This is a genomic window from Arthrobacter sp. TJ-270 (assembly GCF_058269075.1).
In genome coordinates this window covers 143,481-168,292 of sequence record NZ_JBZCNB010000005.1, presented here as the reverse complement: position 1 = coordinate 168,292, position 24,812 = coordinate 143,481, and the positions used below count along the sequence as shown (strand labels likewise).

The following is a 24,812-nucleotide window of genomic DNA, read 5'->3' as shown; positions in this document are numbered from 1 at the left end:
CTCCACCTTCGAATGGGCCTTGGTTGGCGGAGACAGAACAGTTGAAAATAGTTGCCTTCGGCGGGTCTATGGTGGTGGCGGAGGTCCTGATGCCTGATTCGCGAGGTTTGCCCTCAATCTATGACGTCGCCCGCGTGGCCGGCGTGTCGGCATCGACGGTCTCCCGCGCGTTCGCCCGACCCGGCCGGGTGAGCCACCACACGGCACAGAAAATCTTCGCCGCAGCTGTCGAAGTGGGCTATCGCTCCACCCATGTTGCCGGCATTCAGCACCCCGGCGGACAACGAACATCGATGATCGCACTGGTCATCGCGGACATCAGGAACCCTGTGTACGCGGAGATGGTGCGCGGTGCGGAAGCCGCGGCGACTGAAGCCGGTTACACGGTGCTGTTCGCGCACACTGAGGAGTCCGAGCGCAAGGAACGCCAAGCACTTGAACGGGCACTGACGTCGGTCGACGGAATCGTCCTTTCCAGTTCCCGCATGTCGGATTCGGCCATACGCATGATGGCCAAGCAGAAGCCGCTCATCGTCATGAACCGCGCTGTCAAGGGCGTGGCCAGCGTTGTCACCGACAACCCGCGCGGGATCCGCCGCGCGGCCGAGCACTTCGGTGAGTTGGGGCATCGCAGCATCACCTATCTGGCCGGGCCTGAAGCATCTTGGGCCGACGGCATGAGGTGGCGCTCCCTGCGTGCGGTGGCCACGGAGCTGGAGCTCTCTGTCCGCCGGACAGGACCTTATCTGCCGACCATCCGGGGAGGCGAAGAGGTTGCCGCGGAGTGGCTGCGACACCGAACCCCTGGGGTCATCGCGTACAACGACCAGATGGCCATCGGTTTCATCCGCGCCCTTCAACAGCGTGGTCTCAACGTGCCGGGAGATGTGAGTGTAGTTGGACATGACAACAGCTACGGGGCCGCCCTCATCACGCCGTCCCTGACGACAATTGAGGCACCGCTTTACTCGCTTGGGGCGACTGCCGTGAACAACCTGCTGGCCTTCGCGGCGGGCGCCCGTTCGCGATCCAACCAGCCGGTAGTTCTGCCGACGCGCCTGATCGTCCGCGACTCGACGGCGCCTGCAGCCGACTGAGCGTTTTTGCCAACAAATGGCAACTCGTTGACCACGCTCGTTCTCCTTGGCAACGATTGGGCGCATGCCTTCTTCTATTTCTTCTCTCGCGGCCGAGCCGGATCGGCTTCTGCCGGCTGAACCCGGTGTGCGGGCAATCGCCCGGGATTTGTTCGCCCTTGTGGAGTCGCTTCCGATCATCTCCCCACACTGCCACGTCGATGCCGCCGTGCTGGCTCAGGACACCCCTTTCCCGGATCCGGCGACCCTGCTGGTCACACCCGATCATTACGTGGTGCGCCTCATCCATGCCAGCGGAGTTCCACTCGACCGGCTCAACCAGGGACCGATCGCCAACTCGGATCCCCGTAGCGTGTGGCGCGAGTTCTGCAAGGCATGGCCGTTGTTCGACGGCACTGCATCCGGCTACTGGATCCGCTCAGAGTTCGAGCATGTTTTCAAACTCGACGAGGAAATCTCGGAGGAGACAGCGGACAGCACCTTCGATGCACTCCAGTCGCGCTTGAGTGAGCCCGCGTTCCGCCCGCGCCAACTCTTCCACGACTTCAATATCGAGGTACTGGCCACCACGGATGACCCGCTGGACGATCTGCAGCACCACGCCGCCATCGCAGCCGATGACACATTCCGCGGCAAGGTGGTTCCCACATTCCGGCCCGACGCGTACATCAACATCGCGCACCCCAACTGGGTGGAAAACGTAGACCGGCTGATCGGAGCTGCCGGTGACGGTGCAGCAGGCTACGCCGGATACATCCGGGCGTTGGAAAACCGCAGACACTACTTCGTGGACCACGGCGCGGTGTCCGCAGACCACGGAGTGCGCACGCCCCTAACCCTCAAGCTGGACCGGTCCGATGCCGAGAAGCTCTTCACCCGGGCACGGTGCGGGGAATGGACCACCGAGGACCGCGATGTCTTCGAGGCCCACATGATGTACGAAATGGCGCGCATGTCCGTCCAGGACGGTTTGGTCATGACGATCCACCCGGGGTCCTACCGCAACCATCACCTGCCCAGCTTCGAGAAGTTCGGCGGCGACACCGGCCATGACATCCCGTTCCCGGTCAGCTACACCGAGGCCATCCGCCCACTGCTGCAGGACTTCGGCACAGCACCGGACTTCCACCTGGTCCTGTTCACGCTCGACGAGACCGTCTTCTCACGCGAGCTGGCACCGCTGGCCGGGTTCTACCCGTCGGTGTACATCGGTGCGCCCTGGTGGTTCCTCGATGCCCCCGACGCCATGCTCCGCTTCCGCTCAGCCATCACGGAAACCGCAGGGTTCTCACGCTCCTCCGGCTTCATCGACGACACCCGGGCGTTCTGCTCCATCCCCGCCCGCCACGATGCATCGCGCCGAATCGAAGCCTCGTTCCTGGCCCGACTCGTGGCCGAGCACCGCATCACGCCGGACCGCGCGCAGGAACTGATCGTCGACGTCGTTGACCGCGCGCCGCGACGGGTCTTCAAGCTGTGAGCGTCCGAAACAAGGCTAAGGCGTTGAACCGCATCAACGCCGAAGTTGGCCCGACGCCGCCGGTGCGAATTGTGCACATCGGTCTCGGTGCCTTTCACCGTTCACACCAGGCGTGGTACACGGAGCAGGCCGACGCGGAACGCCAGTGGGGCATCGCAGCTTTCACCGGCCGGAGCCCGGAAGCAGCAGCGACACTCGCTGCCCAGGACGGCCTCTACACCCTGGTGGAACGCGGCGACGACGGTGATGGGTTCAGTGTCATGGGCAGCATCAGTGCCGCGTACGACGGCGCGGACCTCCACCGGCTCACGGCGGTACTGTCGGCACCCGAGACGGCGCTCATGACGATCACCATCACCGAACCCGCTTACCACCTCGGTGCCGATGGGCTCCTCAACACTTCCGCCCCAGCTGTCGCAGCCGATGCAGCCGTCCTCAAGGACATATGGGCGCGGGTTGGAGGCCTCGACGTACAGGGGGGCTATCCGCAGCTCGTCACAATGGGCGCACGAGTCCTGCCAGGACTCGATGCGCGGCGCCGCGCGAACGCCGGTCCTCTCGCCGTCGTCCCCTGCGACAACCTGACATCCAACGGACAGGCCGCGTCCGAGGCGATTGAAGGCCTCGCCGCGATCGTCTCGACGGAGCTGGCCGACTGGATCCGGAAGAACGTGTCGTTCGTGGACACCTCGGTGGACCGCATTACCCCGCGCACCACTGAGGCCGACATCACCGCAGTGCGAGAGGCCACCGGGTTCGACGACGCCGCACCCGTTATCACCGAGCCGTTCTCGAGCTGGGTGCTCAGCGGTGAATTCCCCGCGGGGCGCCCGGCCTGGGAGAACGCCGGAGCCGTCTTCGTCGACGACATTGCACCCTTTGAACAACGCAAGCTGTGGCTGCTCAACGGTGCGCACTCGCTGCTTGCCTACGCAGGCCAGCTACGTGGCCTGCGAACGGTGGCGGAAGCGGTGGCGGACCCATCCTGCTCGGCAGAGCTCGAGACCTTCTGGAATGAAGCCGCAGCCCATCTGAACCAACCCGGGCTCGACATTCCTGCCTACCGCGAAGCTCTCCTGAGCCGCTTCCGCAACACACGAATCGAGCACCTGCTCGAGCAGATCGGCGCTGACGGTTCCACCAAACTCCGCATGCGGGCGGTGCCGGTCCTCACCGCCGAACGGTCCGCCGGCCGGACCGGCATCGGCGCGGCCCACATGATTGCCGCCTGGGCAGATTTCCTGGTCCGGCAGCGCGACGACGGCGCCAAGCCGGCCGACGCTGAAGCCGACCGCCTTGAAAGGCTTCTGAAGCGCTCCGGCAGGGACCTCACCGAGGCGCTTGTCACCACACTGAATGCCGACGTCGGAGCCGATGCCGCCGTCGTCGATCTCGTCCACAGTCTCCGGGGCAGCTGGTAACAGCTCCTCCTCTTCGCGCCTCCCTCCCTGCGCTCCGGCGCCCCCATCACTGAAAGGAACACCCATGAAAATCGTCGCAGCGGACGTTATCGTCACCAGTCCGAGCCGGAATTTCGTCACTCTGAAGATCACCACCGATGAGGGCATCACCGGTATCGGTGATGCCACCCTCAACGGCCGCGAGCTCGCCGTTGCCTCCTATCTCAAGGAGCACGTCACCCAACTGCTGATCAACCGCGATCCGCACCGCATCGAGGACACCTGGCAGTTCCTCTACCGCAGCGCGTACTGGCGCCGCGGACCTGTCACCATGGCCGCGATCGCCGCCGTCGACATGGCGCTGTGGGACATCAAGGGCAAGGCCGCCGGAATGCCGGTGTACCAACTGCTGGGCGGGGCTTCCCGCACCGCGCTACGCACCTACGGCCACGCCTCCGGCCGCGACCTGCCCGAGCTCTTCGACTCGATCCGCCAGCACCTCGAGGAGGGCTACAAATCCATCCGGGTACAGACATCCGTGCCCGGCATCAAGGCACTGTACGGTGTTGCTGCGCAGGCCCAGGCCACCGGTGAGCGCTACGACTTTGAACCCGCCGGCCGCGGCGCCCAGCCCACCGAGGAAGACTGGGACACCCGGGCCTACCTTCGGCATATCCCCACCGTGTTCGATGCCGTCCGGAACGAGTTCGGCCCCGAACTGCCGCTGCTGCACGACGGCCACCACCGGATGACTCCCATCCAGGCCGCAAAGCTCGGGAAGTCCCTGGAACCGTACGATCTGTTCTGGCTCGAGGATGTCACTCCGGCGGAGAACCAGGACTCCTTCCGGCTCATCCGACAGCACACCACCACTCCCCTGGCTGTCGGCGAAATCTTCAATACCGTGTTCGATTTTCAGACCCTGATCCGCGAGCAGCTCATCGACTACGTTCGCGCGGCGTCGACCCACTTCGGCGGCATTTCACCGCTGAAGAAGGTCATGGACTATGCGGCGCAGTACCAGATCAAGTCGGGCTTCCACGGGCCGACCGATGTATCGCCTGTCGGGTTGGCCGCCCAGACCCACGTCGGTCTGGCGATCCACAACTTCGGCATCCAGGAGTATATGGAGCACAGCGAAAAAACCAACACCGTCTTCGAGCAGTCCATGACCTTCAAGGACGGCTTCCTGCACCCAGGTGACAAGCCCGGTCTCGGCGTTGAACTGAACGAGGAGGCAGCGGCGTCGTTCCCCTACCAGCAGGCGTACCTGCCCTACAACCGCCTGTCCGACGGAACAGTGCACGACTGGTGAGAACACATCACGTCATCGTCATGGGCGTCTCCGGCTGCGGCAAGAGCACAATCGGAGCGCTCATGGCAGGCAACCTTGAGGCGGAGTTTCTTGACGGCGACTCACTGCACCCGGTCAGCAATGTGAAGAAGATGGCAGCAGGAATCCCTCTGGATGACTCCGACCGCCAGCCCTGGCTTGAGGAAATCGGACGGCGCTTCACCTCAGCGGGCGACAGATCACTCGTGATCGCCTGCAGTGCCCTGAAGCGCTCCTACCGAGACCTAATCCGGGCCGGTGCTCCGGACGCCCGATTCGTCCATCTGCACGGCACCGCCGAACTTCTCGGCGCCCGGATGGCAGCCCGGCCGGGGCACTTCATGCCGACCTCGCTTCTGACGTCACAGCTGCAGACGCTGGAGCCGGTTCAAACGGATGAGGCGGGAGTTGTACTGGACATCGCCCACCCGCCGACGGAGCTGGTTCAGGAAGCCTTGGGCTGGCTCCGCGCGCTCACGTCCACAGTGGCCTGAGTGGGGCCAGCACGTAACGGTCCCCTGTCTCGATCTATAACTTTCAGGACACGACCATCACGGTCGACGTCGGCGACCTGTTGCCTTCGGCTTTTGGCGGTTAACCTCTTAAAGGTAAGCAAGCTTCCCGATCAGGAATGAGGCCGCGCATCATGAAGAATGCACCGTCGATACTCGGGCTGGCTGCCGCCATGTCCCTTGCATTGTCTGCCTGCACAGGGGGTGGTGGCGACTCGGGGACCGCTGAACCCACCGCCGGAGGAACTGCCACGGAAACCGGAGAGGCTCAGCCCGACGAGAAGGTCTACAGCGAAGATGAGCTCCGTGACCTCATCTCCGGTATGACCGACGAGGAAGGCAACGAGCTGACGCTCTACTCGGAAGATCAGGTAGAGCAGGGCAGCCAGATCGCGGAACTGCTGTTGACCACCGCCACAGTCACCCCCGAGGAATGCAAGTCCATCGCCACCGCAGGCCTCATGGACACTGTCGAAGGCAGCGAGGTTGCAGTCGCCATCTCCGAGAGCGAGCAACCGAGAACCCTCTCGGCTCAGTCGGGAGAGGAAGGACCGTCCGCTACGGAACTCCTTGAAGAGGTGAGCGGAACCGCTGATCAGTGCCAGGAATTCACGATTGAAGCCGCCGGCCAGGAACTGGAGGTCACGAGCGAAGAGCTGGACGCGCAGACCGACGCTGAACAGACCTTCGCCACAGTCAGCACCCGCGGCCCCGACAACTCCCAGATGCTGATGCAGGTTTCTGCGGCCGAGGGCCGACTTTTGGTGGTGGCCACCAAGGGCGGAACTGACCTCGGTGACGAAGACCAGCAGGAGTTGGAGGATCTCGTCAACGAGGTTCTGAGCAAGGCCGAGGGAGGTTCCGGGGCAACTCCTACGGAGACCGAAACGGCCGATTCAACCGAAAGCCCGTCTACTGACGAGGCGACTGACGAAGCCACCGACGGCGCGACCGACGAAGCTACCGACGAAGCCACCGATGGTGCGACGGACGAGGCGACTGACGAAGCCACCGACGGCGCCACTGACGAGGCCACGGACGAGGCCACGGACGAGCCTACTGAGGGCACCGGCGGCTGACCCGAGGATCCTAACCCACCGCTGCCGGATGACCCCCGAAGGGAAACCTCTGGGGGTCATCCGGCTTCTTGGCGCTCTTTCTGCTCGGGTTCCTTATGGATCAACCGCAGATTTATGGCGATAAACTACGCATCCCCCTCTTACTCAAGAGGTCAAACCGCGTGAGGCTTCCTAGAGCACGGGCTTGGCGGTAATGACTACATTCTTGCCCCAGAGATCCTGGGTGTAGCAGCTGATGAGAACAAGCCTGTTGGGAACAATGTCCCAGATGTCGCTGTCCTTCAGGGTGTCCTTGTTGTGGGTCGTGACGGAGTCCACTACGTACTCAATGACCCCCTCGTCAGTAGTGAGGACGACGGGGTCACCCACCTCGACATCGGAACTGAACCGGTTGAAGGGACTGTCGCGGTCTTCCCAGCTGTGGCCCGTGATGTAGACGGTGTTCTCGGAGCCTTCGCCGGGCGTCCCGTAGTTGGTGAGCCAGTAGCCATCCAGCGTCTCGGGGGGCACCAGGGACTGCGTTTCCAGATCAGTCTCCGTGGGAGTCAAAGGGAGGATGGCAACGTTGACATCCGCTGATTCGATGGTGAGTTCATTCGGCGCGGACGCCGGCGGTAGTGACGCCACCGGCGTCGGGGCGGACGTTTCCGGTGTTGGTGACGGTGCTGACGGGGACGAACTCGTCGGAGATGCCGTCGGAGCTACCGAGGTTGGGGAGGCACCCGCCCCGGAGAAGAACTGGATCCCGAAGACCACAAGGGCGAGAAACAACACAACGACGACGGCGGCAATCGTCAGCGGCGATTGCCGCCGTTTGTGCTCGTCGGGTCCGGTGGGTGCGTGTTCGGTATGGCTCATGGTGCTGCGATCTTTCCCCTGTGGTGCTGCATGTACAGGGGGCGCCGTCCACCCGGACGGCGCCCCCTGACAATCGTATGCAGGACTGTTAGCTCTTGCGGACCTGACGTGCTGCCAGTGTTCCAGCTACGACCATGAAGCCGATACCGGCTGCGAGCGCGCCGATTCCGGCAGGATCGGTGCTGGCGGTCGGTACTGCGGTCTGCACGTTCATTCCGCGGTTGGACCCGCCCTTGTTGCCGCCCGTCGTGCCTGCACCACCCGTGGTGCTGCCACCGGTGCCGCCGCCACCGGCGTAGTCGTCATCGTCATCGTCATCGTCGTCGACGACACCAACGCCAGCACCGGAGCAGGCATTAATCGCCGCGGCGAAGAGCGCTTCCAGCTCCGACAGATCAATGTCGAGCGCGTCGAGCTGAATCAGCAGATCATCGACTACGGTAATGGCCGCGTTCAGATTGGCCTCAGCATCCAACACGGCAAGAGTCAGCAGGAGCTCCGCCTCAAGCTCAGCCAGGGCCGTGAGATCTACGCTTTCACCGACCAGCGCCTCGAGTGCAGCTTCAGCATCCAGAATCGCCGCGATATCGCCGGCGTTCAGTGCGGCGATCAGGGCCAACGCGGCTTCCTGCTCCTCCACCGTGACGACGGCGTCCAGCACTGCAGCAATTGCCGCCAGATCGTACTGTGCCGTCTGGTAAGCCGTCACGTCGACGAGGAGCGCAGAGAGCGTTGCAAGGCTGTCGACGCTCAACACCTCGTCGCCGTCGTTGATGTCGACCAGGAGGGCATCTACGTCGGTCTGATCAACGTCCGTCGGAAGTCCGAGCTCAACTGCCGCGTTGACCGCGGCCGTAAGCTCTACCTCAGAGAGCAATGGTGCAAGCACGAACGTTTCCGCGTCAATGCCGGCCGCTGCCAGTGCCTCCAACGTGGCCTGGTCCAGCGAACCATCGACCGCGAGATCGAGAAGCGCGCGTGCGTCTGCGACCGCGCTGTTAGCGCTTGCTTCTGCGTTCACGAGAGCATTGATGTTCGGCAGATTCGGAACGTTCGCTTGAAGGTCGAGCAGCAGCGGAGCGATCAGCGCCTCTACCTCTTCAATCGTGAGCGCCCCCTCTGCGATCAGCAGGTTCAGGGCTTCCTCGGCGTCGATCAGATTCTGCAGCGCAACGGAAAGCTGGACTTCGAGATCGGCATTGAGCTCGACGTTGTGGAGTGCTGCCGTGAACTGGCTCTGTGCCGAGAGGCATTCCGGTGAGTCGTGAACCGCGGATGCGGGTGCCGCCCCAAAGAAAACACCGCCGGCGACGAGTGTGGCGGTGGATCCTGCTGCGAGTAACTGCTTGCGTGCTTTCATAGTTCTCCCCAGTGCGTGTAATTGGTTGGCCTTTTGCCAACAAAGCCCTTCAAGTTGCGAAACCCAACAAAAGGCCCTCCCAAGTACTACAGGAAACCGGCAGGCCGCAGGAAAGATGGCCTATTACGTTATTGAACCGTTACAGTTCTGGGCGCCTTCTAGTCCAAAGCGACCGGACCAAGCTCGTCCAGCAGTTCACCTGGTCCGGGGTTTTCCAGCGCCGAGCTGCCGCCCAGATGATTCACCACACCCCAGACGGCGTTCAGTTCGGTGGTCACCGCTCCCTCGGCCCACCCGGCGGTGAAGGAGACATCATCCCCTGCCAGGAAGATCCCGCGCTGGTGTGCAGGCAGGGCGTCCTGCTTGAAGTGGGTGAACAGCCGCTGCTGGTAACGGTAGTGTCCGGGCAGATTGGCTTTGAAGGCGCCCATGAAGTGAGGATCGTGTTCCCATGACACGGTGATTGGTTCACCGACAATGTGCGAGGCGATGTCCACGCCCGGGTAGATCTTGGACAGCGAGTGCAGCATCAGCTCCGCCCGGCGCTCGGCATCGAGGGAGAGCCACTTCAGGGCGTCGTCATTCCAGGTGTAGGACAGCAGGATGACCGCCGGCTTGTCGTCGCCGTCGTCGAGCAGGTAAGTGGCCCGGTTGATCCGGTCAGTGAGCGTCATGGACAGTACATCCTGTCCGGTGACCGGATCCTTGTCCTTCCAGAACGGCCGATCCACCATGACGAACGTCTTGGACGACTGCATGTAGTGGCTGCGCTCGATCGCCGTCCACATCGGCGCAGGAAACAGATCTTCCTCGGTGTCGATCCCGGTGGAAAGCAGCCACGACTGACAGGTCACGACGGCGGCCGCGAAGCTCCGTTCGCGGCCCCACTTTTCAGTGATGGCCACAGTCCCTTCCGCGCCGCGCCGAATCCTGGCGACGGCGCCGCGGGGCGCTCCGTTATGCAGGGAGGCCAGGGAGGTTCCGGCCGGCCAGTGCACCATCCCGTCGGGCGAGTGCGTGAACAGAGCCTCGGGCAGCCGCTGCGCTCCGCCGGTGATGCGCCGGTGGGCGTCGTCGGCGTTCGTGTAGACCACGCGGAGAATCTCCAGGATCGAGTTCGGGAAGTCCGTATCCCAGCCCCCGGTACCGAAACCGACCTGCCCAAAAGCCTCGCGGTGTGCAAAGCCCGCGTCCTTGAAGGCTTTCGACTCTGCCATGAAGCCGTAGAACGTCTGCTCGTCCATCAACGGGAGCATGCTGTTCCAGAGTTCCTTGATGCGCCGGGTATCCCGATTCCGGATCGCTTCCTGCATCTCGCTGAACTGGGCATGGTCCTCCAGAGCCCGCCGCCAGGCTTCAGCGACCTCATGGAAGAACTGCGGCAGCTGGTCAGGGGTTTCCGCATAGTACCGGCGGCCCTCGAGCTCAATGACGGTGCTGGGAGTTGCCTCGGATAGCGGGTTGGGGAACGCCTGGGTCTGGAGTCCGAGCATATCGATGTAGTGGTAGAGAGCCCTGCCGGACACGGGGAAGCGCATCCCACCCAGGTCCGCCACCACCTCCGGTGCGGACTCAAAGGCGTTGGTGCGCAGGCGTCCGCCGAGCCGCCCAGCCTCGTACAGCACCGGGCGCAGTCCGAGCTTCATCAGTTCATATGCGGTGACCAGTCCGGACAGGCCCGCGCCTACCACTGCCACTTCGGTGCCATGCAGGTGTGCCGGGACCGAACCGAGACCAGCCGGGTGAGTGAGGTAGTGGTCGTAGCTGAACGGGAAGTCAGGGTTGAGCATGGTCACCGGTGCACCGACTGGAGGCGGCGATGTCAGTTCGGTGGCGATAGTCATGAGGCGGACACTTTCATACTTGGCAGAGATTGGCTGTTGGATTGGTTGAGGGGGTGCCGGTTAGCGTACCGGGAGTGCCGCGGAATTGGTGCTGTCCTCGGGAGATTGTGCGCTCAGGTACTCGTAGTCGGTCTGGCTCAGAGCTGCGACCCGGGAGTGCCTGCGGCCGTAGCCGAAGTAGACCGCTGTGCCCACAAGCATCCAGGCTGTGAAGACCCACCAGGTGCTGGACCCGAGATTTGCCATCAGGTAGACGCACATCACGGAACCCAGGACCGGCGTGGCGGGGTACAGCGGAACCCGGAAGGTGCGCGGCAGGTTCGGGCGTGACCGGCGCAGATAGATGACCGAAAGGTTGACGAGCATGAAGGCGAAGAGCGTGCCGATGCTCGTGGCGTCTGCCAGCTCGCCCAGCGGCACCAGGCCTGCCGTGAGGGCTACCGCGCTGCCCACAATCAATGTGCCCGCCACCGGCGTGCCGGTGCGTGCTGAAACCTTGCCGAAGACCGGCGGCACCAGGCCGTCACGGGACATTGACATCAGGATGCGGGTCTGACCGTACAGCACGGTCAGCACGATGCTGGCGATCGCCACAATGGAGCCGAGGGCGAAGACCAGCGCGACCCACGGTTGGCCGGTCAGTTCCTCCAGGATCTGGACCAGGGCGGCCTCGGTGCCGTCGAACCAGGTCCACTCGCGTGCCCCGATGGCTGCAACGGCCACCAGGATGTAGAGCGCCGTGACGATCGTCATGGACAGCAGGATTGCCCGGGGCAGGTCCCGCTGAGGATTCTTGGCTTCCTCGCCTGCCGTTGAGGCGGCGTCGAAACCTATGTAGGAGAAGAACAACCGGGACGCGGCAGCGGACATGCCCGCAGCACCCATGGGCAGCAACGGCTGGAAGTTGCCGGCGTTGAATGCAGTGAACGCGATAGCGATGAAGAGGACCAGGACCGCCACCTTGATGATCACCATGACGGTGTTGACCCAGGCGCTTTCCCGCGCGCCCCTGACCAGCAGCAGCATCGCCAGAACCACGATGACGATGGCGGGCAGGTTCAGCATGCCGCCTTCTGCACCCGGTGGTGCAGCAAGGGCCGCAGGCAGGGACAGGCCGAAGGTCTGCAGGGCCTCATTGACGTATTCGCTTGCACCGACGGCGACGGCGGCCACGGAGACGGCGTACTCCAGGACCAGGCACCAACCGCAGATCCACGCGAGGCCTTCTCCCATGGTGGCGTAGGTGTACGAGTAGCTGGACCCGGAAACCGGCACGGCGCCGGCCATTTCGGCATACGAAATTGCCGAGAGCAATGCGGCTACGCCCGCGATCAGGAAGGAGATGAAGATCGCCGGTCCGGCCAATGGCACGGACGAACCGAGAACAACGAGGATGCCGGTGCCAAGCGTGGCACCGACACTGATCATGGTCAGCTGCCAGACGCCGAGGCTACGCCGCAGAGAGGGTCCGCCCGTGGTGGTGCCGGACTCGCTGATCATCTGGGCAAGGGGCTTGCGGCGCGCCAGTTGCCGGGTCAGGCCAAGCTGGCCGCGGGTGCCTGTCTGCTGGGTCATCGTTGACTTTCCAATCCTGCTGGGCCGGCTCGGAGCCGGCGGGTCCGTGGACCGCCGGCTCCCTGCCGGGGTCTCCACCGCCAATAAGAATGGCATGTGGTGCCGGTTACAAGCCGGGACAAAGTGCCCTAATATTTGTCCTCATGGGACGTTCTGCACCTCCACCCGCAATGTCGGAATCCGACGGCGTCAATCAGCTCGGGCAGGTGGTGCTCGGTGACTTCCTGGACGTGCTGCCCCCGGGAATCCGGCTCCTGTCCGACGAGGACCTGGTGGATGCCGCCCGCGGGGCCGCCCTTCGGTGGGTGGAACCGAGCGAGCTCGAAGACCCCACGCCGTACCTCCTTGAGGGCGAGCTCGTGCTTACCGCCGGTCTGCCCTTCCTGGGCTCCGGCGGTACGTCCGAGGCTCTGGAGGAGTACGCTGCCCGGCTGGTGCGGTCCGGGGTATGCGCCCTGGGATTCGGCGTCGAGCCTTACTTTGACGAGGTCCCTGAGGAACTGGTCCGCGCCTGCCGGCGGCACCGGCTCATGCTGTTGCAGATTCCGCAGAGCGTGCCGTTCGCCGCGCTGGGGCTGCATTTCGCCCGACTCCTGGAGGCGCAAAACCTGCGTGCCCTGCGCAGATTGTCCGAGGCAACGGGTCAGCTGCTCAAGGCCGTGCTGTCGGCACGCCCTGACGCCCAGGTACTGGAGACGCTGACCAGGTACGTTCCGGTGACAGCGCTCCTGGCAGGGGCGGACGGCCGGATCCGCCTGCGTGTGGGTGCCGGACAGGATCCTGATCCGGAGAAGGTCGCGGCGGTGCTCGGCAGGCTTTTTGCCGGCAGCGGTCCGCGGATCGAGTTGGAAAGTTTCGACGAACCCGGCTTCAGCGCCGTCACAGGTTATCCGCTGCGTAGCACGCGCGACGCGAACATCGGTGCTGTTCTCGTCGGCACGGATGGAAGTTTCGGTCCGGTGGATCGCAATATCGTGGAAGCCGCCGTCGGCCTGCTCGAGGCACTGCTCCGCCAGCGCACCAGCGGCGCCCTGGCTCCCGGCCAGCTCGCGACCGGATTGCTGCTGCATCCCGAGACCGCTCTCTCCGGATCCTTGAGGCAGGCCGGCGCGGATCGGGACCTGCTCGCCCAGTGCACCTCGTCCGCACGATTCACGCCCCTGCGCGTAGTTCACGGCATCCCGGCCTCCGGAGCACCTCACGGCGGAACCGAAGGTCCGATGCGTGACCTGCTGCAGTGGCGGCGGTTGTTCGACACCAAGCTCGTGGAGCTGACCGATTACGGTTTCTGTGCGATCACCCGGCTCAAGGTGGATCCCGCCGCAACTGGCGAAGCAGAACGGTTGGGCTGGTTGCTGGCGGTGTCCGAACCGGTTGAGCCGAACGAGCTGCCCGATGCTCACCGGCAGGTTACTGCCCTGCGCCGCCAACTGGAGACCTCGGGCAAAAGTCTCCGGGCGGAGAAGACGGGCTGGTCCGTTGAGGGCCTTCTGGGACCGGAGGCCGGAAACATGCTGGCACAGCAGCTCTTGGGGCCGCTGCTCGACCCGGATCCAGCCAAATCGCATCCACTGCTGCGTGTGTTGCGGGGCTGGCTGGAGGAAAACGGAAGCTGGGACGCGTCGGCCAAGGCACTGGGGCTGCACCGCAACAGCGTGCGGCGGCAGGTAGGTCAGGCGGCCGAGATCCTGGGTGTGGATCTGGCCGATGCCGGCACACGCGCGGAACTGCTGATAGCCCTGCGGTTCGTGAAAACCTAGTCGGCCGCTGCGTCAGTCATCCAGGAGGAGTAGACATCCCGCCGCCGGTCCAACAGATAAGGAACAGCCGAGCGAGCCTGCTCGATTGTTGTCTTCTCCACGTCGGCGATGATCAGGTCCGGATCTGGTCCGGCCTGGCCAAGGACGCCCCCGTCGGGGCCAAGAATGATGCTGCCCCCGCCGAAAGCCAGGGTCCCGCCGTCAGCCGCGGGTGCGTTGCCCGCGTGATTGGCATAGGCCAGCGCCACTTGGCTCTCCAGAGCCCGGGCACGCAGCAGCACCTGTGGCACCGACTGAAAGCCGGTCCCCAGCGCAGTGGGCACCAGCACCACCTCCGCGCCGGCGTCGGCCAGGGCGCGAACGCTCTCGGGAAATTCCGCGTCGTAGCAGACAAGCAGACCCACGCTCAGCCCTTCGAATACGGTGACGCCCGGCACCGCCGATGCCGGCATGAAGGAGGCCCGTTCCTCGTCACCGAACAGGTGCACCTTGGCGTAACGCAACAGTTCGTGGCCGGACTTGTCCAGCAGCACCGCCCCGATATGCCAGCCGTCGGGGGCGGGCAAAGGGACACTGTAAACAAGCCCGATGTGGCGCTCTCCCGCGATTCGTGCTGCGCCCTCCTCTATACGGCGAACCAGGTCCGTGGCCAGACGGGGGCTCACCGCCTGCGGCGCATAGCCGCAGGTGAATAACTCGGGGGTAACCAGAACGTCCGCACCTGCGTCGGCCGCACGGATTGCGGCGGCTTCGATCAGGGCAAGGTTTCCGTCGACGTCCAGAACCCCGGCGGCCTCCTGCATGGCTGCGATCCGCATCCGTCCTCCTTGCACCTGCGCTCGAATGGCTACTGCCAGCTTAAGCTGAACCGGCCCGGGGGTCGATGGACGAAAGACCCCACTGAAGGCGCATGCAGGATGAAATGCACCGGCGGAAACCTTCGGCCTACCCGCGGATATCAGCGTCGCTCAGGGTCCAGCAGCTGCGCCAGGTGAATTCCCTTCCGCTCACTGAGATCCTCCAGCTGGGTTCGGCAGGAGTAGCCGTCCGCGAGTACGACGGCGTCGGCCTCCGCCGCGCGGACCGCCGGCAGGAGCTGCTGCTCGGCTACCGCAACCGAAACCTCGTAGTGGCCGCGCTCCACGCCGAAGTTTCCGGCGAGGCCGCAGCACCCGCCGAGCTTCTGCAGCGTGGCGCCCGCGCCCTTCAGCAAAGCCGCATCCGGGCTCCAACCCATTACGGCGTGATGGTGGCAGTGCGGCTGCGCGACGACGGTGGTCCCATCCAGTGACGGCGCTTCCCACCCCGGTGTCTTCGCGAGCAGTTCTGCGAGAGTATGCGTGGCGGCTGCGACGACCTCTGCTTCCGGCCGACCCAGCAGTTCGATCGAGTCCGACCGCAGCACCCCGGTACACGAGGGCTCAAGGCCGACGATGGGAATTCCCTGTTCCGCATACTCCCTCAACGTCTCCACCGAGGAGCGCAGGATCTTGCGGGCACCGTCGAGCTGCCCGGTCGAAATCCAGGTCAGCCCACAGCACACGGGCTTTTCGGGAATCCGGACCTCGTACCCGGCATCTTCCAGCACCCGGACTGCCGCTTTGCCCACCTCCGGGGAGAAGTTGTTGGTGAAGGAGTCGGCCCAGAGGAGCACCTGCGGTTGCCGCGCGGACGCGGGGGCCGTCCGGCGGCCGAACCACTTGTGGAAGGTCTGCGGAGCGAACGCAGGGATCTTCCTGCGCTGGTCCACCCCCGCGATCCGCAGGCCCAGTTTTCCGAGACCGGGCAGGCTCACCAGGGCGTTGACCAGGCGCGGTGCAACTGCGGCAACTGACGCCCACCGCGGCAGCCAGCCAAGCGAATAGTGCGACGCCGGCCGGATCCGCCCCTTGTAGCTCTGGTGCAGGACTTCAGCCTTGTAGGCGGCCATGTCGATGCCCGTGGGGCAGTCCGAAGCGCAGCCCTTGCAGGACAGGCACAGGTCGAGTGCGTCATGGACCTCCGGCGCGCGCCAGTTCGGTTTGCCATGCGTGTGACCTGCGGCCGCGCCGCCGGTCACGCTGCCGTTGATCATCTCCTGCAGCGCGCGGGCACGACCGCGCGTGGAGTCCTTCTCCTCGAGCGTTGCAACGTAGGACGGGCACATCACCGTCTGGTTGTTCCGATGCGCGGCGCGGCACTGTCCCACACCGGTACAGCGGTGGACCGCCTGGCTGAAGTCGCCGCCGTCGTGCTCGTAGCCGAAGGCCAGGCCGGACCGCAGGGGTCCAGCCTCGGCGACGCGGACATTCGCGTCGAGCGGCTCGGGATCGATGAGGACGCCCGGATTGAGGATGTTGTCCGGGTCGAAGATGCGCTTCACCTTTCCGAACAGGGAAAGCGCGGCCGGCGTGTACATGAAGGGCAGGAGCTCGCTGCGTGCGCGTCCGTCGCCGTGTTCGCCGGACAGGGAGCCACCGTAGGAGGCAACGAGCCTGGCCGCATCGGTGAGGAACGAACGGAAGGCCGCTGCGCCGTCATCGCGCTGGAACGGGAAGTCCAGGCGCACGTGCACGCAGCCATCGCCGAAGTGTCCGAACGGGAAGCCGGTGAGATTGTGCGCGAGCAGGAGTTCGTCGAACTCCCGCAGATAGTCCCCGAGCCGCTCCGGCGGGACAGCCGCGTCCTCCCACCCCGCATGGGCCGGTGCGCCGGCTGGTGAGCGGCCGGCGAGTCCGCCGCCGTCCTCACGGATCCTCCACAGCGCGGCGGCCTGGCCGGCGTCGGTGATGATGCGGGTGTGGCGGGCAACGTCGAGGCGGCTCACCGCAGCGGCCCGGTCAGCAACTTCGAGAGCGTCTTCACCCGAAATCTCGACGAACAGCCACGCCGCTCCGCCGGGCAGCTCGGGCACGGCCTGCGGGCCTTTTCGCGAGCGCACCACCTCGACAATGCGCGAATCCAGCCCCTCACACGCTGTCGGCTTGAACGGGAGGACGGAAGTCACTGCGTCACCGGCCTCACCGATGTTCTCGAATCCGAGCACGACCATGGTTTTGTGGGCCGCGTCGGTCACCAGCCGGACGCCGGCTTCCAGCACGACGGCGAGGGTACCCTCAGTGCCCACCAGCATTCGCCTGAGGTCGAAATCCCGTTCCGGCAACAGGTGTTCGAGCGAGTAGCCGGATACCTGCCTACCGAACCGGCCCAGTTCAGTACGGATTGTTCCGAGGTTGGCGGCCACCAGTTCGCGGAGCGCGTCGGTTTCCGCGGACGACGGCGTCCGGCCCGTTCCCAGCCGAAGCCTGGTCCCGGAGCCCGTCAGAACCTCGAGGTGCGTTACGTTGTCGGCCGTCCGGCCATAGGCGAGCGCTCGCGATCCGCACGCGTTGTTGCCGATCATGCCACCGACCGTGCAGCGGGAGTGGGTGGACGGGTCCGGCCCGAAGCGCAGCCCGTTGGCGAGCGCAACCTTCTGCAATGTCGCATGGACAGCACCTGGTTCGACGACGGCGGTCCGGTTTTCAGCGTCGAAATCGAGGACGCGGTTGAGGTGGCGGCTGAAGTCGATCACCACACCCCGGCCGATGGCGTTCCCCGCTATCGAGGTCCCGGCACCACGAGAGGTGAATGGAATGCCCCGCTCCCTGCAGACCTCGAGCGTGGTCAGCACCTCGTCGAGGTGCCGCGGAAAGACGACGGCGGCCGGCTGGATCCGGTAGAGCGAGGCATCGCTCGAATAGACGGCGCGTGAGGTGGCATCGGCCCGCGCATCCCCGACTCCGCGGGACTGCAGTTCCGAGACAAGGGACCGGGGTGCTGTGAGCGTCGTCGCCATGCGTAACATGTTAGTCCTCCGCGGCGTATGTGCACACGGCTACGCTTGACGCATGCCTGCCGCACAGTCGTCGAGACCGCCGTCGCTCACCGAGCGCACCATCGAAGCGGTGCGGGACGATATCCGGAGCGGTTCGCTGGTACCCGGCGAGCTGTACTCCGTCTACCAGCTGGCGCACCGCCTGGGCGTGTCCCGCAGCCCGGTCCGCGAGGCACTGCTGCGGCTCGCCGAAACCGGAATGGTGACCATCGAGAAGAACCGCGGCTTCCGGGTGGTGCTGCCCGGTGCGCGTGAACTTGCTGAAATTATGGCCGTCCGGCTGGCCCTTGAAGTTCCGGCAGCCGCGCAGGCTGCCCGACGCGCCAGCCCGGAGGACCGCGCGGCCCTGGAGAGGGAACGCGTAGCCATGCAACAGTCAGTCCGGGACGGCGACGAGGGTGCGTTCCTCCTGCACGACCAACGGCTCCATGCCGTCCTGCTCAACCTGGCAAGCAACAGTCACACCATCCGCATCATCGAGAACCTGCGCGACGCAACCCGCCTGGTCGGCATGTCCACCATCCGCACGGCCCGCTCACTCGAGGACGTCTACGCCGAGCATCTGCCGATCCTCACCGCCGTCGAACACGGCGACGCCGACGCCGCAGCGCAGGCGATGCGCCGCCACCTGGAATCGACGGGGAAGCTCCTGCTGCGCGGCGCGGCAACCGAGAACGACGACGTCGATCGCCTCTGGGAGGACTACGTCGGCTGAGCGCAGGCGTCCTGCAATGGCGCCACACCTCCCGCTCGCGTAGAAATAAGGGATGGACAGCTTGCTGGTACTCGGCCCGATGCTCAGGTACGTCGACGAGACGACGGCAAGTGTGTGGGTGGAAACGCGCTCGACCGCCAGTGTGCGGGTCATCGCCGCCGGCCGGGAATGGGAAACGGGAACCTTTGCGGTGCGTGGGCACCACTACGCGCTGGTTGAGGTGGACCGGCTGGAACCAGGATCGAGCTCGGCGTACACGGTGGAAGTCGACGGCCAGCGAGTGTGGCCGGAGGACGGATCGCCGTTCCCTGCGCCGACCATCCGTACCCTGGATCCGGAACGCCCCTTGCGACTTTCCTACGGTTCCTGCCGGACGAGCGAAGCCAACGACGTTGCCACGCACAAGGAGCACGGAGTGGACTCCCTGCTGGCGTTCGCACTCGACCTCGCCGCCCGTGATGAAGGGGCCCGACCGGATCTCATCGCGTTTCTGGGTGACCAGGTGTACGCCGACATTCCAAGCGATGAGATGCGCCAGCTCATCAGCGACGATCGCGGAATCAACACCAAGCTGGACGCCGAGCTCCGCAACTATGAGGAGTACACGCAGGTCTATCGGCTGGCATGGTGCGGGCAGGCCATCCGGTGGCTGCTTTCCACTGTCCCCAGCGCGATGATCTTCGACGACCACGACATCCGTGACGACTGGAACTCCTCGCTGCTCTGGAAGAAGAAGGTAGCGGCACTCCCCTGGTGGCATGACCGCATCGTCTCCGGTCTCGCGTCCTACTGGGTGTACCAGCACCTCGGGAACCTCTCCCCGGCCGAGCGCGCCGCCGACGAAGTCTGGCAAACCATCAAGTCCCACCAGGGACCGGAAGAACTGGACCTCAGCGCCGTGGTCGAGGCAGTCGTCGAGGAGGCTGACCGCGACCCCGAGCGCTACCGCTGGAGCTTCTGCCGGGACTTCGGCGATACGCGCCTGATCGTTCTCGATTCGCGGGCGGCGCGCGTCCTGGAACCCGGTCGGCGCTCGATGCTCGACCACAAGGAACTGCAGTGGCTGGATGAGTTGATGCAGGGTGATCGGCGGCACCTGTTGGTCGCCACGTCCCTCCCGTTCCTGCTTCCGCGGGGCCTCCACCACATCGAAGACTGGAACGCCGTGCTCGCCGATGGCCGCTGGGGCGAACGCCTTGCCACGGTGGGCGAATGGATCCGCCAGAAAATCGACCTCGAGCACTGGGCCGCGTTCCCGGACAGCTTCCGCGCCGTCGCCACCATGGCCACGGAGGTCGCCGAAGGAAGGCGCGGCGCCGCCCCTGAAACGGTGACCTTCCTGTCCGGCGACGTCCACTTTTCCTACATCGAGGAAGTGGATCACCCCATGCAATCCCGCGTCCTGCAGGCGGTCTGCTCCCCGATCCGGAATCCGCTCCGGCCTGCGCTGCGCTGGGTTGCGGCGTTGCTGTCGACGCGGGTCGCCGGCCCCGTCGGCGGCATGCTGGCCCGCTTCGTCCCGCATCCGCCGTTCCACTGGTCCACGCTGAAGAGCCCATGGTTCGACAACAACCTCGCAAGCCTTGAGGTAACCGAGGAGGGGTTGAAACTGCGGTGGGACACCGGCGTCGTCAGCGGCGCCCATGCTGCCCCGACGCTGAAGGAAGTCACCTCGATCACCATCGTTCCGCACCCGGTGACCGCTCGGGACGCATCCTGACCCTTCTCAACGACCCTTGACGCTCCGGGCGTGACGGGAGTTTCGTTGGAGCATGGAGTGGTTGAGCGGCGTGCTCGATGCCGAGGGATACGAAGTGGGGCGGCAGATCCTCCAGCGCGGAGTGGCCGCAATCTACCTCATCGCTTTTATCTCGGCCATCAACCAGTTCCCGGCGCTGCTCGGCGAGAAAGGACTGCTGCCGGCTCCCCGATTCATCGAACGGGCGGGCAAGCGCGCCGGCCCCACGCTGTTCCGCTGGCGTTACTCCGACCGGCTGCTGCTGGCGGTGTGCTGGGTGGGCAGCATTATCGCGGCGCTGCTGGTGATCGGGATTCCGCAGGCCGGGCCGCCGTGGCTCCCGATGCTCGCGTTCCTGATTCTGTGGGCGCTGTACCTGTCGATCGTGAATGTAGGCCAGGTGTTCTACGGCTTCGGATGGGAGAGCCTGCTGCTCGAAGCCGGATTCCTGGTGGCGTTCCTGGGCTCCAACGAGGTGGCGCCTCCGTTCCTGGTGCTGCTGGCCATCCGGTGGCTGGTGTTCCGGCTGGAGTTCGGCGCCGGCATGATCAAGATGCGCGGCGACCGCTCCTGGCGTGATCTCACCGCGCTCTACTACCACCACGAAACCCAGCCGATGCCGAACCCGGCCAGCCGCTTCTTTCACCTGCTCCCGAAACCGCTGCACCGCATGGAAGTGGCCGGGAACCACTTCACGCAGCTGGTGGTGCCGTTCTTCCTCTTCGCGCCGCAGCCGGTCGCGGGCGTTGCCGCGATCATCATCATCGTCACCCAGGGCTGGCTGGTGATCTCGGGGAACTTCGCGTGGCTCAATTGGATCACCATTGTTCTCACGTTCGGCGCGGTGCCCGACTCCTTCTATGAAGCCCTCGGCTTCACGATCGGGCCCACTTACAGCACGACCCCGGTCTGGTTCGCCGCCGTCGCCGTTCTCACGACAGTTTTCATTGCCTACCTGAGCTGGCAGCCGCTGCGGAACCTGTTCGCGAAGCGGCAGTTGATGAACGCCAGCTTCAACCGCTTCCACCTTGTCAATGCGTATGGTGCGTTCGGCAGCGTGACAAAGGTCCGGTGTGAGGTGATCGTTGAAGGTACAACTGACGACGGCGAACCGGGTTCCCGCTGGGAGGAGTACGAGTTCAAGGGCAAGCCCGGCGATCCCAGCCGCACGCCGCGCCAGTACGCGCCCTACCACCTGCGCCTCGACTGGTTGATGTGGTTCCTGGCATTAGGGTCCGACGGCGGGTGGTTCACGCCGCTGCTGGTGAAACTGCTGGAGGCGGATCCAAAGATCCTGAAGCTGCTGCGGCATGACCCGTTCAACGGCGAGCCGCCCAGATACGTGCGTGCCCGGGTATTCCGCTACCGTTTCTCCACGCACGAGGAGAAACGGGTCAACGGGCTGGTCTGGATGCGGGAGGAAGCCGGGACGCTCGTGGATCCGGTGTCCCTGAAGGCGGGCCATCGGCGTTGAGGACGCGCGGTTTGCATAGCCAGCCGCCGTCGTCCCTGTTTGAATGGAGGGGACTATCAAAAGGGGGAACGCAATGAACTACACCAAGCTCCTGCTGACCGGCGGCACGTCGCTGCTTGCCGGCGTCTTCCTGTTCCTGGTGCCGCTGAGCGAGATCGTCGACGGCACCGCCGGCGGGCTGGACTGGTTCCTCGCGGTCATCGGAGCGTTCCTGCTGCTTGAGGGAATCGCCATGTTCTTCCTCGGAATGCAGGCGCGCAAGCGCGACCTCAAGCGCGCACGCACGTACGGCGAAGAGTTGAGTGGGAAAACCTTCGACGACGACCGGCCGCACAACCCGCACCAGTACCCGAGCGCCGGGATGCAGGGCCAGGCCGGACCAGGCGGGATGCCGTGAGCGGAATGAACGACTTCCCGCAGCGCTATGCAGCGGCCGTCGCTGCGACTCGGCGCAGAACCGTCTGACCCGCTCGTAACGTTTCAACTCCCCCTCCACGCGAGCCGAAATCGGTTTACAGTTGATCGGGTGAACAATCTGCCTGCATCCCAGGCTCAAACCCCACGCTATGTTCCTGGCATCAAGTACATCCTGATGTTGGGAGCCCTCGCCGCACTGCCGGCCGTCACCACCGACATGTACCTCCCGTCGCTTCCCGCGGTTGCGGAGGACCTGCGGGCGAGCCAGGCTGCCGTGCAGTTCACGCTGTCCGGGATGCTGCTGGGCGGAGGTGTCGGGCAGCTCGTGATCGGTCCGCTATCCGACCGGTTCGGGAGACGATTGCCGCTCATCGTCGGGATCACCCTCCACGTGGTGATTTCGCTGTTGTGCTCGATCGCGCCCGACATCGCCACGCTCATTGTGCTTCGCGTTCTGCAGGGATTCTTCAACGCGGCCGCCGCCGTCGTCGCCATCGCGGTTATCCGCGACAGGTTCGTCGGGTCCGACGCCGCCCGGCTCCTTTCACGCCTGATGCTGGTCATCGGCGTTGCCCCGCTTTTCGCTCCCACCGTGGGGCAGGCGATCGCCGGAGTGTGGCACTGGCGCGCGGTGTTCTACGCCCTTGCACTGATCGGGGTAGCCCTCGTGATTATCGTCTGGCGGTTCATGCCGGAGACCCTGCCGGAGGAGCGGCGGCGGTCGAGTCACGTGAGGCACGTGGCGGGCGGTTACTGGCACCTGCTGCGCAACGTGCGCTTTATGTCGCTCGCGGTCATTCCGGGGCTCGGCCTCGGCGTGATCATGAGCTACGTGGTGGGTTCACCCTTCGTGTTCCAGGACCAGTACGGCCTGAGCCAGGCACAATTCGCGATGGTCTTCGCGTTGAACGGGGTTGCGCTGGTGCTATCTGCGCAGGTGAACGCATCGTTGGTCAGGAGAATCGCTCCAGCGCGGCTCCTGCGCACGGCGGCGGTCGCTCAACTGCTGTTCGCGCTGATCCTGCTCGCAGTTGCGGCCACCGGGTTCGGCGGCGTTGTTGGGCTCTGCGCTGCCCTGTGGCTGGTCCTCGGCACCCAGGGCATGATCCCGGCCAACGCATCGGTGCTAGCTCTCAACTCCTACGGGCACATGGCGGGCACTGCTGCAGCAGTGATCGGCGCTCTGCAATCCGGAGTGGCTGGGATTGTCAGTCCGGTAGTGGGGCTTCTGGGCGGCGATGCCGTTTCCATGGCGGTGGTCATGCTCGGCACTGTGGCGCTCACCGTCGTCGTGCTCCTGTGTGGCACACCGGTGTTCCGCAAGGGCGGCTGGCAAGCTCTGGAAGTTCCGGAGGAAACGGCCGCCGCGAAGCCCTAGTCGCTGGGACTGGTGTCCGTGGTCAGCTCGCGGTCATCGTCGCCCTCCTGGTCTTTCTCTTCGGCAGGCCCTGCGGCTTCGTTGACGCCCTCAGCGACACCCTCGGCTTCGTCTGCGGCTATGTCCGCGGCTTTTTCATCATCAGTGCGCTCAGGGTCCCGCGATATCGGATTGTGCTCATTCTGAAGACCGTCCTGTACGCCGTTCTGCGAATCACCGGTACCCATGAGTTCCTCCTACGATCATTCCCCGTTGATTCCACCTACGTTACCGCGCAGCGTGCACCCATGGGCGTGTGCCGAACCAGCAATCGGGCAAGGATGGCAGACTCAATTCATGCGCAAACTCTCCCCCGCACGCGGACTGTGAAAATCGGCGACGCGGACTCCCTGCCGCAACGCGCTCCCTGGTGGTGGTATCCGGTTGGATCCCGTGAAGGCTTTGCTCCACGGCATTTTGCGGCGACAAGTCCGGGGCAGCGCTGGGTCCGGGCGATCGACATTGATGCTGCGCCTGAGGAGCAGTTCGCCTGGGTCACGCAGTTGCGCAGGGCGCCCTACAGTTACGACTGGGCCGACAACTTTGGACGCCGAAGCCCTCAATCGATTGACCGGGCTCTGGTGAACGTTTCCGTTGGTGACTCTGTAATGACCATCTTCACCGTGATTGCGGTTGTGCCGGGGACATCGATGACTGTGAGCATGAACAAGGGAACACCGCGCTCACTCTTCGGAGCCCTGACGGTGCACTATGAGGTCGAACGCAGGGGTGCGCAGTCGCGTCTCATCGTGGAGATGGTTGTTCCGCGGCCTCCCGGACCACTGAAGACTTTCCGCCGATACGCACTCGCATGGGGAGATTTGTTCATGATGCGCAAGCAATTGAAGGAATTGAAGCGTCTGGCTGAGCGGTTCCGGCCTGCGCCATAGGACTTGC

The 24,812-nt window shown here is 64.8% G+C and carries 20 protein-coding genes; 13 read left to right on the top strand and 7 right to left on the bottom strand.

Features of this window, described 5'->3' with window-relative positions; genetic code table 11:
* Positions 1-89 precede the first annotated feature (89 nt).
* From AC4D2M_RS11475 to AC4D2M_RS11450, 6 genes are all read left to right on the top strand, one after another.
* Positions 90-1,097: a LacI family DNA-binding transcriptional regulator gene (locus AC4D2M_RS11475; RefSeq protein ID WP_490891992.1), complete on the top strand. Its 1,008-nt coding sequence runs from the start codon at positions 90-92 to the stop codon at positions 1,095-1,097.
* A gap of 64 nt (positions 1,098-1,161) precedes the next feature.
* Positions 1,162-2,577, top strand: a complete 1,416-nt coding sequence (gene uxaC / locus AC4D2M_RS11470) for a glucuronate isomerase (protein WP_490891991.1) — start codon at positions 1,162-1,164, stop codon at positions 2,575-2,577.
* 23 nt (positions 2,578-2,600) lie between these two features.
* On the top strand, positions 2,601-3,998 hold the full coding sequence (locus tag AC4D2M_RS11465; RefSeq protein WP_490891990.1) for a mannitol dehydrogenase family protein: 1,398 nt from the start codon (positions 2,601-2,603) through the stop codon (positions 3,996-3,998).
* Positions 3,999-4,062: 64 nt separating this feature from the next.
* Positions 4,063-5,292, top strand: a complete 1,230-nt coding sequence (gene manD / locus AC4D2M_RS11460) for a D-mannonate dehydratase ManD (RefSeq protein ID WP_490891988.1) — start codon at positions 4,063-4,065, stop codon at positions 5,290-5,292.
* Positions 5,289-5,804, top strand: coding sequence for a gluconokinase (locus tag AC4D2M_RS11455; protein WP_490891986.1), 516 nt, complete (start codon positions 5,289-5,291; stop codon positions 5,802-5,804). The genes manD and AC4D2M_RS11455 overlap by 4 nt, the downstream gene beginning before the upstream one ends.
* A gap of 152 nt (positions 5,805-5,956) precedes the next feature.
* Entirely contained in the window at positions 5,957-6,901 is a 945-nt protein-coding gene (locus AC4D2M_RS11450; RefSeq protein WP_490891984.1) for a hypothetical protein, read from the top strand.
* Positions 6,902-7,072: 171 nt separating this feature from the next.
* Here the strand turns inward: AC4D2M_RS11450 and AC4D2M_RS11445 are convergent, their stop codons facing one another.
* The 4 genes from AC4D2M_RS11445 to AC4D2M_RS11430 all read right to left on the bottom strand — a co-directional run bounded on the left by AC4D2M_RS11445 (position 7,073) and on the right by AC4D2M_RS11430 (position 12,538).
* Complete coding sequence (locus tag AC4D2M_RS11445; RefSeq protein WP_490891982.1) at positions 7,073-7,759, bottom strand: class F sortase; 687 nt, start codon at positions 7,757-7,759, stop codon at positions 7,073-7,075.
* An 88-nt stretch (positions 7,760-7,847) separates the two neighbouring features.
* Complete coding sequence (locus AC4D2M_RS11440) at positions 7,848-9,119, bottom strand: hypothetical protein (protein WP_490891981.1); 1,272 nt, start codon at positions 9,117-9,119, stop codon at positions 7,848-7,850.
* Positions 9,120-9,277: 158 nt separating this feature from the next.
* A complete protein-coding gene (locus tag AC4D2M_RS11435; protein ID WP_490891980.1) occupies positions 9,278-10,963 on the bottom strand; it encodes a flavin monoamine oxidase family protein in 1,686 nt (561 codons plus the stop codon).
* Between the two features lie 60 nt (positions 10,964-11,023).
* The gene (locus AC4D2M_RS11430; RefSeq protein ID WP_490891978.1) at positions 11,024-12,538 is read right to left on the bottom strand and encodes an amino acid permease; all 1,515 of its coding nucleotides are present in this window, start codon (positions 12,536-12,538) and stop codon (positions 11,024-11,026) included.
* A gap of 143 nt (positions 12,539-12,681) precedes the next feature.
* Between AC4D2M_RS11430 and AC4D2M_RS11425 the strand changes: the two genes are divergently transcribed.
* Positions 12,682-14,298 (top strand): PucR family transcriptional regulator, encoded by a 1,617-nt coding sequence (locus AC4D2M_RS11425; protein ID WP_490891977.1) that lies wholly within the window; start codon positions 12,682-12,684, stop codon positions 14,296-14,298.
* On the opposite strand, the gene AC4D2M_RS11420 is transcribed toward AC4D2M_RS11425, so the two are convergent.
* Positions 14,295-15,116, bottom strand: coding sequence for a nitrilase-related carbon-nitrogen hydrolase (locus tag AC4D2M_RS11420; RefSeq protein WP_490891976.1), 822 nt, complete (start codon positions 15,114-15,116; stop codon positions 14,295-14,297). The two genes, AC4D2M_RS11425 and AC4D2M_RS11420, sit on opposite strands and share 4 nt — an antisense overlap.
* A gap of 140 nt (positions 15,117-15,256) precedes the next feature.
* Entirely contained in the window at positions 15,257-18,115 is a 2,859-nt protein-coding gene (locus AC4D2M_RS11415; protein ID WP_490891975.1) for an FAD-binding and (Fe-S)-binding domain-containing protein, read from the bottom strand.
* Between the two features lie 52 nt (positions 18,116-18,167).
* On the opposite strand from AC4D2M_RS11415, the gene AC4D2M_RS11410 reads away from it, so the two are divergent.
* From AC4D2M_RS11410 to AC4D2M_RS11390, 5 genes are all read left to right on the top strand, one after another.
* Positions 18,168-18,869 carry a GntR family transcriptional regulator gene (locus tag AC4D2M_RS11410; RefSeq protein WP_490891973.1) on the top strand — a complete coding sequence of 234 codons (702 nt, stop codon included), beginning with the start codon at positions 18,168-18,170 and terminating at the stop codon, positions 18,867-18,869.
* A 52-nt stretch (positions 18,870-18,921) separates the two neighbouring features.
* Complete coding sequence (locus tag AC4D2M_RS11405) at positions 18,922-20,589, top strand: alkaline phosphatase D family protein (protein WP_490891972.1); 1,668 nt, start codon at positions 18,922-18,924, stop codon at positions 20,587-20,589.
* A 52-nt stretch (positions 20,590-20,641) separates the two neighbouring features.
* Positions 20,642-22,081, top strand: coding sequence for a lipase maturation factor family protein (locus AC4D2M_RS11400; RefSeq protein ID WP_490891970.1), 1,440 nt, complete (start codon positions 20,642-20,644; stop codon positions 22,079-22,081).
* 73 nt (positions 22,082-22,154) lie between these two features.
* Positions 22,155-22,478 (top strand): hypothetical protein, encoded by a 324-nt coding sequence (locus AC4D2M_RS11395; protein WP_490891969.1) that lies wholly within the window; start codon positions 22,155-22,157, stop codon positions 22,476-22,478.
* Positions 22,479-22,607: 129 nt separating this feature from the next.
* Positions 22,608-23,876 (top strand): multidrug effflux MFS transporter, encoded by a 1,269-nt coding sequence (locus AC4D2M_RS11390; RefSeq protein WP_490891968.1) that lies wholly within the window; start codon positions 22,608-22,610, stop codon positions 23,874-23,876.
* On the opposite strand, the gene AC4D2M_RS11385 is transcribed toward AC4D2M_RS11390, so the two are convergent.
* Positions 23,873-24,103 carry a hypothetical protein gene (locus AC4D2M_RS11385; RefSeq protein WP_490891966.1) on the bottom strand — a complete coding sequence of 77 codons (231 nt, stop codon included), beginning with the start codon at positions 24,101-24,103 and terminating at the stop codon, positions 23,873-23,875. The genes AC4D2M_RS11390 and AC4D2M_RS11385 overlap by 4 nt on opposite strands.
* A 93-nt stretch (positions 24,104-24,196) precedes the next feature.
* Between AC4D2M_RS11385 and AC4D2M_RS11380 the strand changes: the two genes are divergently transcribed.
* Entirely contained in the window at positions 24,197-24,805 is a 609-nt protein-coding gene (locus AC4D2M_RS11380; RefSeq protein WP_490891964.1) for an SRPBCC family protein, read from the top strand.
* Positions 24,806-24,812 lie beyond the last annotated feature (7 nt).

What these genes read in the sequence shown, in the direction of transcription:
- AC4D2M_RS11475 (WP_490891992.1), top strand. Translation starts at nt 90, where the DNA reads ATGCCTGATTCGCGAGGTTTGCCCTCAATCTATGACGTCGCCCGCGTG.
- uxaC (WP_490891991.1), top strand. Translation starts at nt 1,162, where the DNA reads ATGCCTTCTTCTATTTCTTCTCTCGCGGCCGAGCCGGATCGGCTTCTG.
- manD (WP_490891988.1), top strand. Translation starts at nt 4,063, where the DNA reads ATGAAAATCGTCGCAGCGGACGTTATCGTCACCAGTCCGAGCCGGAAT.
- AC4D2M_RS11450 (WP_490891984.1), top strand. Translation starts at nt 5,957, where the DNA reads ATGAAGAATGCACCGTCGATACTCGGGCTGGCTGCCGCCATGTCCCTT.
- AC4D2M_RS11445 (WP_490891982.1), bottom strand. Translation starts at nt 7,759, where the DNA reads ATGAGCCATACCGAACACGCACCCACCGGACCCGACGAGCACAAACGG.
- AC4D2M_RS11440 (WP_490891981.1), bottom strand. Translation starts at nt 9,119, where the DNA reads ATGAAAGCACGCAAGCAGTTACTCGCAGCAGGATCCACCGCCACACTC.
- AC4D2M_RS11435 (WP_490891980.1), bottom strand. Translation starts at nt 10,963, where the DNA reads ATGACTATCGCCACCGAACTGACATCGCCGCCTCCAGTCGGTGCACCG.
- AC4D2M_RS11430 (WP_490891978.1), bottom strand. Translation starts at nt 12,538, where the DNA reads ATGACCCAGCAGACAGGCACCCGCGGCCAGCTTGGCCTGACCCGGCAA.
- AC4D2M_RS11425 (WP_490891977.1), top strand. Translation starts at nt 12,682, where the DNA reads ATGGGACGTTCTGCACCTCCACCCGCAATGTCGGAATCCGACGGCGTC.
- AC4D2M_RS11420 (WP_490891976.1), bottom strand. Translation starts at nt 15,116, where the DNA reads ATGCGGATCGCAGCCATGCAGGAGGCCGCCGGGGTTCTGGACGTCGAC.
- AC4D2M_RS11415 (WP_490891975.1), bottom strand. Translation starts at nt 18,115, where the DNA reads ATGGCGACGACGCTCACAGCACCCCGGTCCCTTGTCTCGGAACTGCAG.
- AC4D2M_RS11410 (WP_490891973.1), top strand. Translation starts at nt 18,168, where the DNA reads ATGCCTGCCGCACAGTCGTCGAGACCGCCGTCGCTCACCGAGCGCACC.
- AC4D2M_RS11405 (WP_490891972.1), top strand. Translation starts at nt 18,922, where the DNA reads ATGGACAGCTTGCTGGTACTCGGCCCGATGCTCAGGTACGTCGACGAG.
- AC4D2M_RS11400 (WP_490891970.1), top strand. Translation starts at nt 20,642, where the DNA reads ATGGAGTGGTTGAGCGGCGTGCTCGATGCCGAGGGATACGAAGTGGGG.
- AC4D2M_RS11395 (WP_490891969.1), top strand. Translation starts at nt 22,155, where the DNA reads ATGAACTACACCAAGCTCCTGCTGACCGGCGGCACGTCGCTGCTTGCC.
- AC4D2M_RS11385 (WP_490891966.1), bottom strand. Translation starts at nt 24,103, where the DNA reads ATGGGTACCGGTGATTCGCAGAACGGCGTACAGGACGGTCTTCAGAAT.
- AC4D2M_RS11380 (WP_490891964.1), top strand. Translation starts at nt 24,197, where the DNA reads ATGGCAGACTCAATTCATGCGCAAACTCTCCCCCGCACGCGGACTGTG.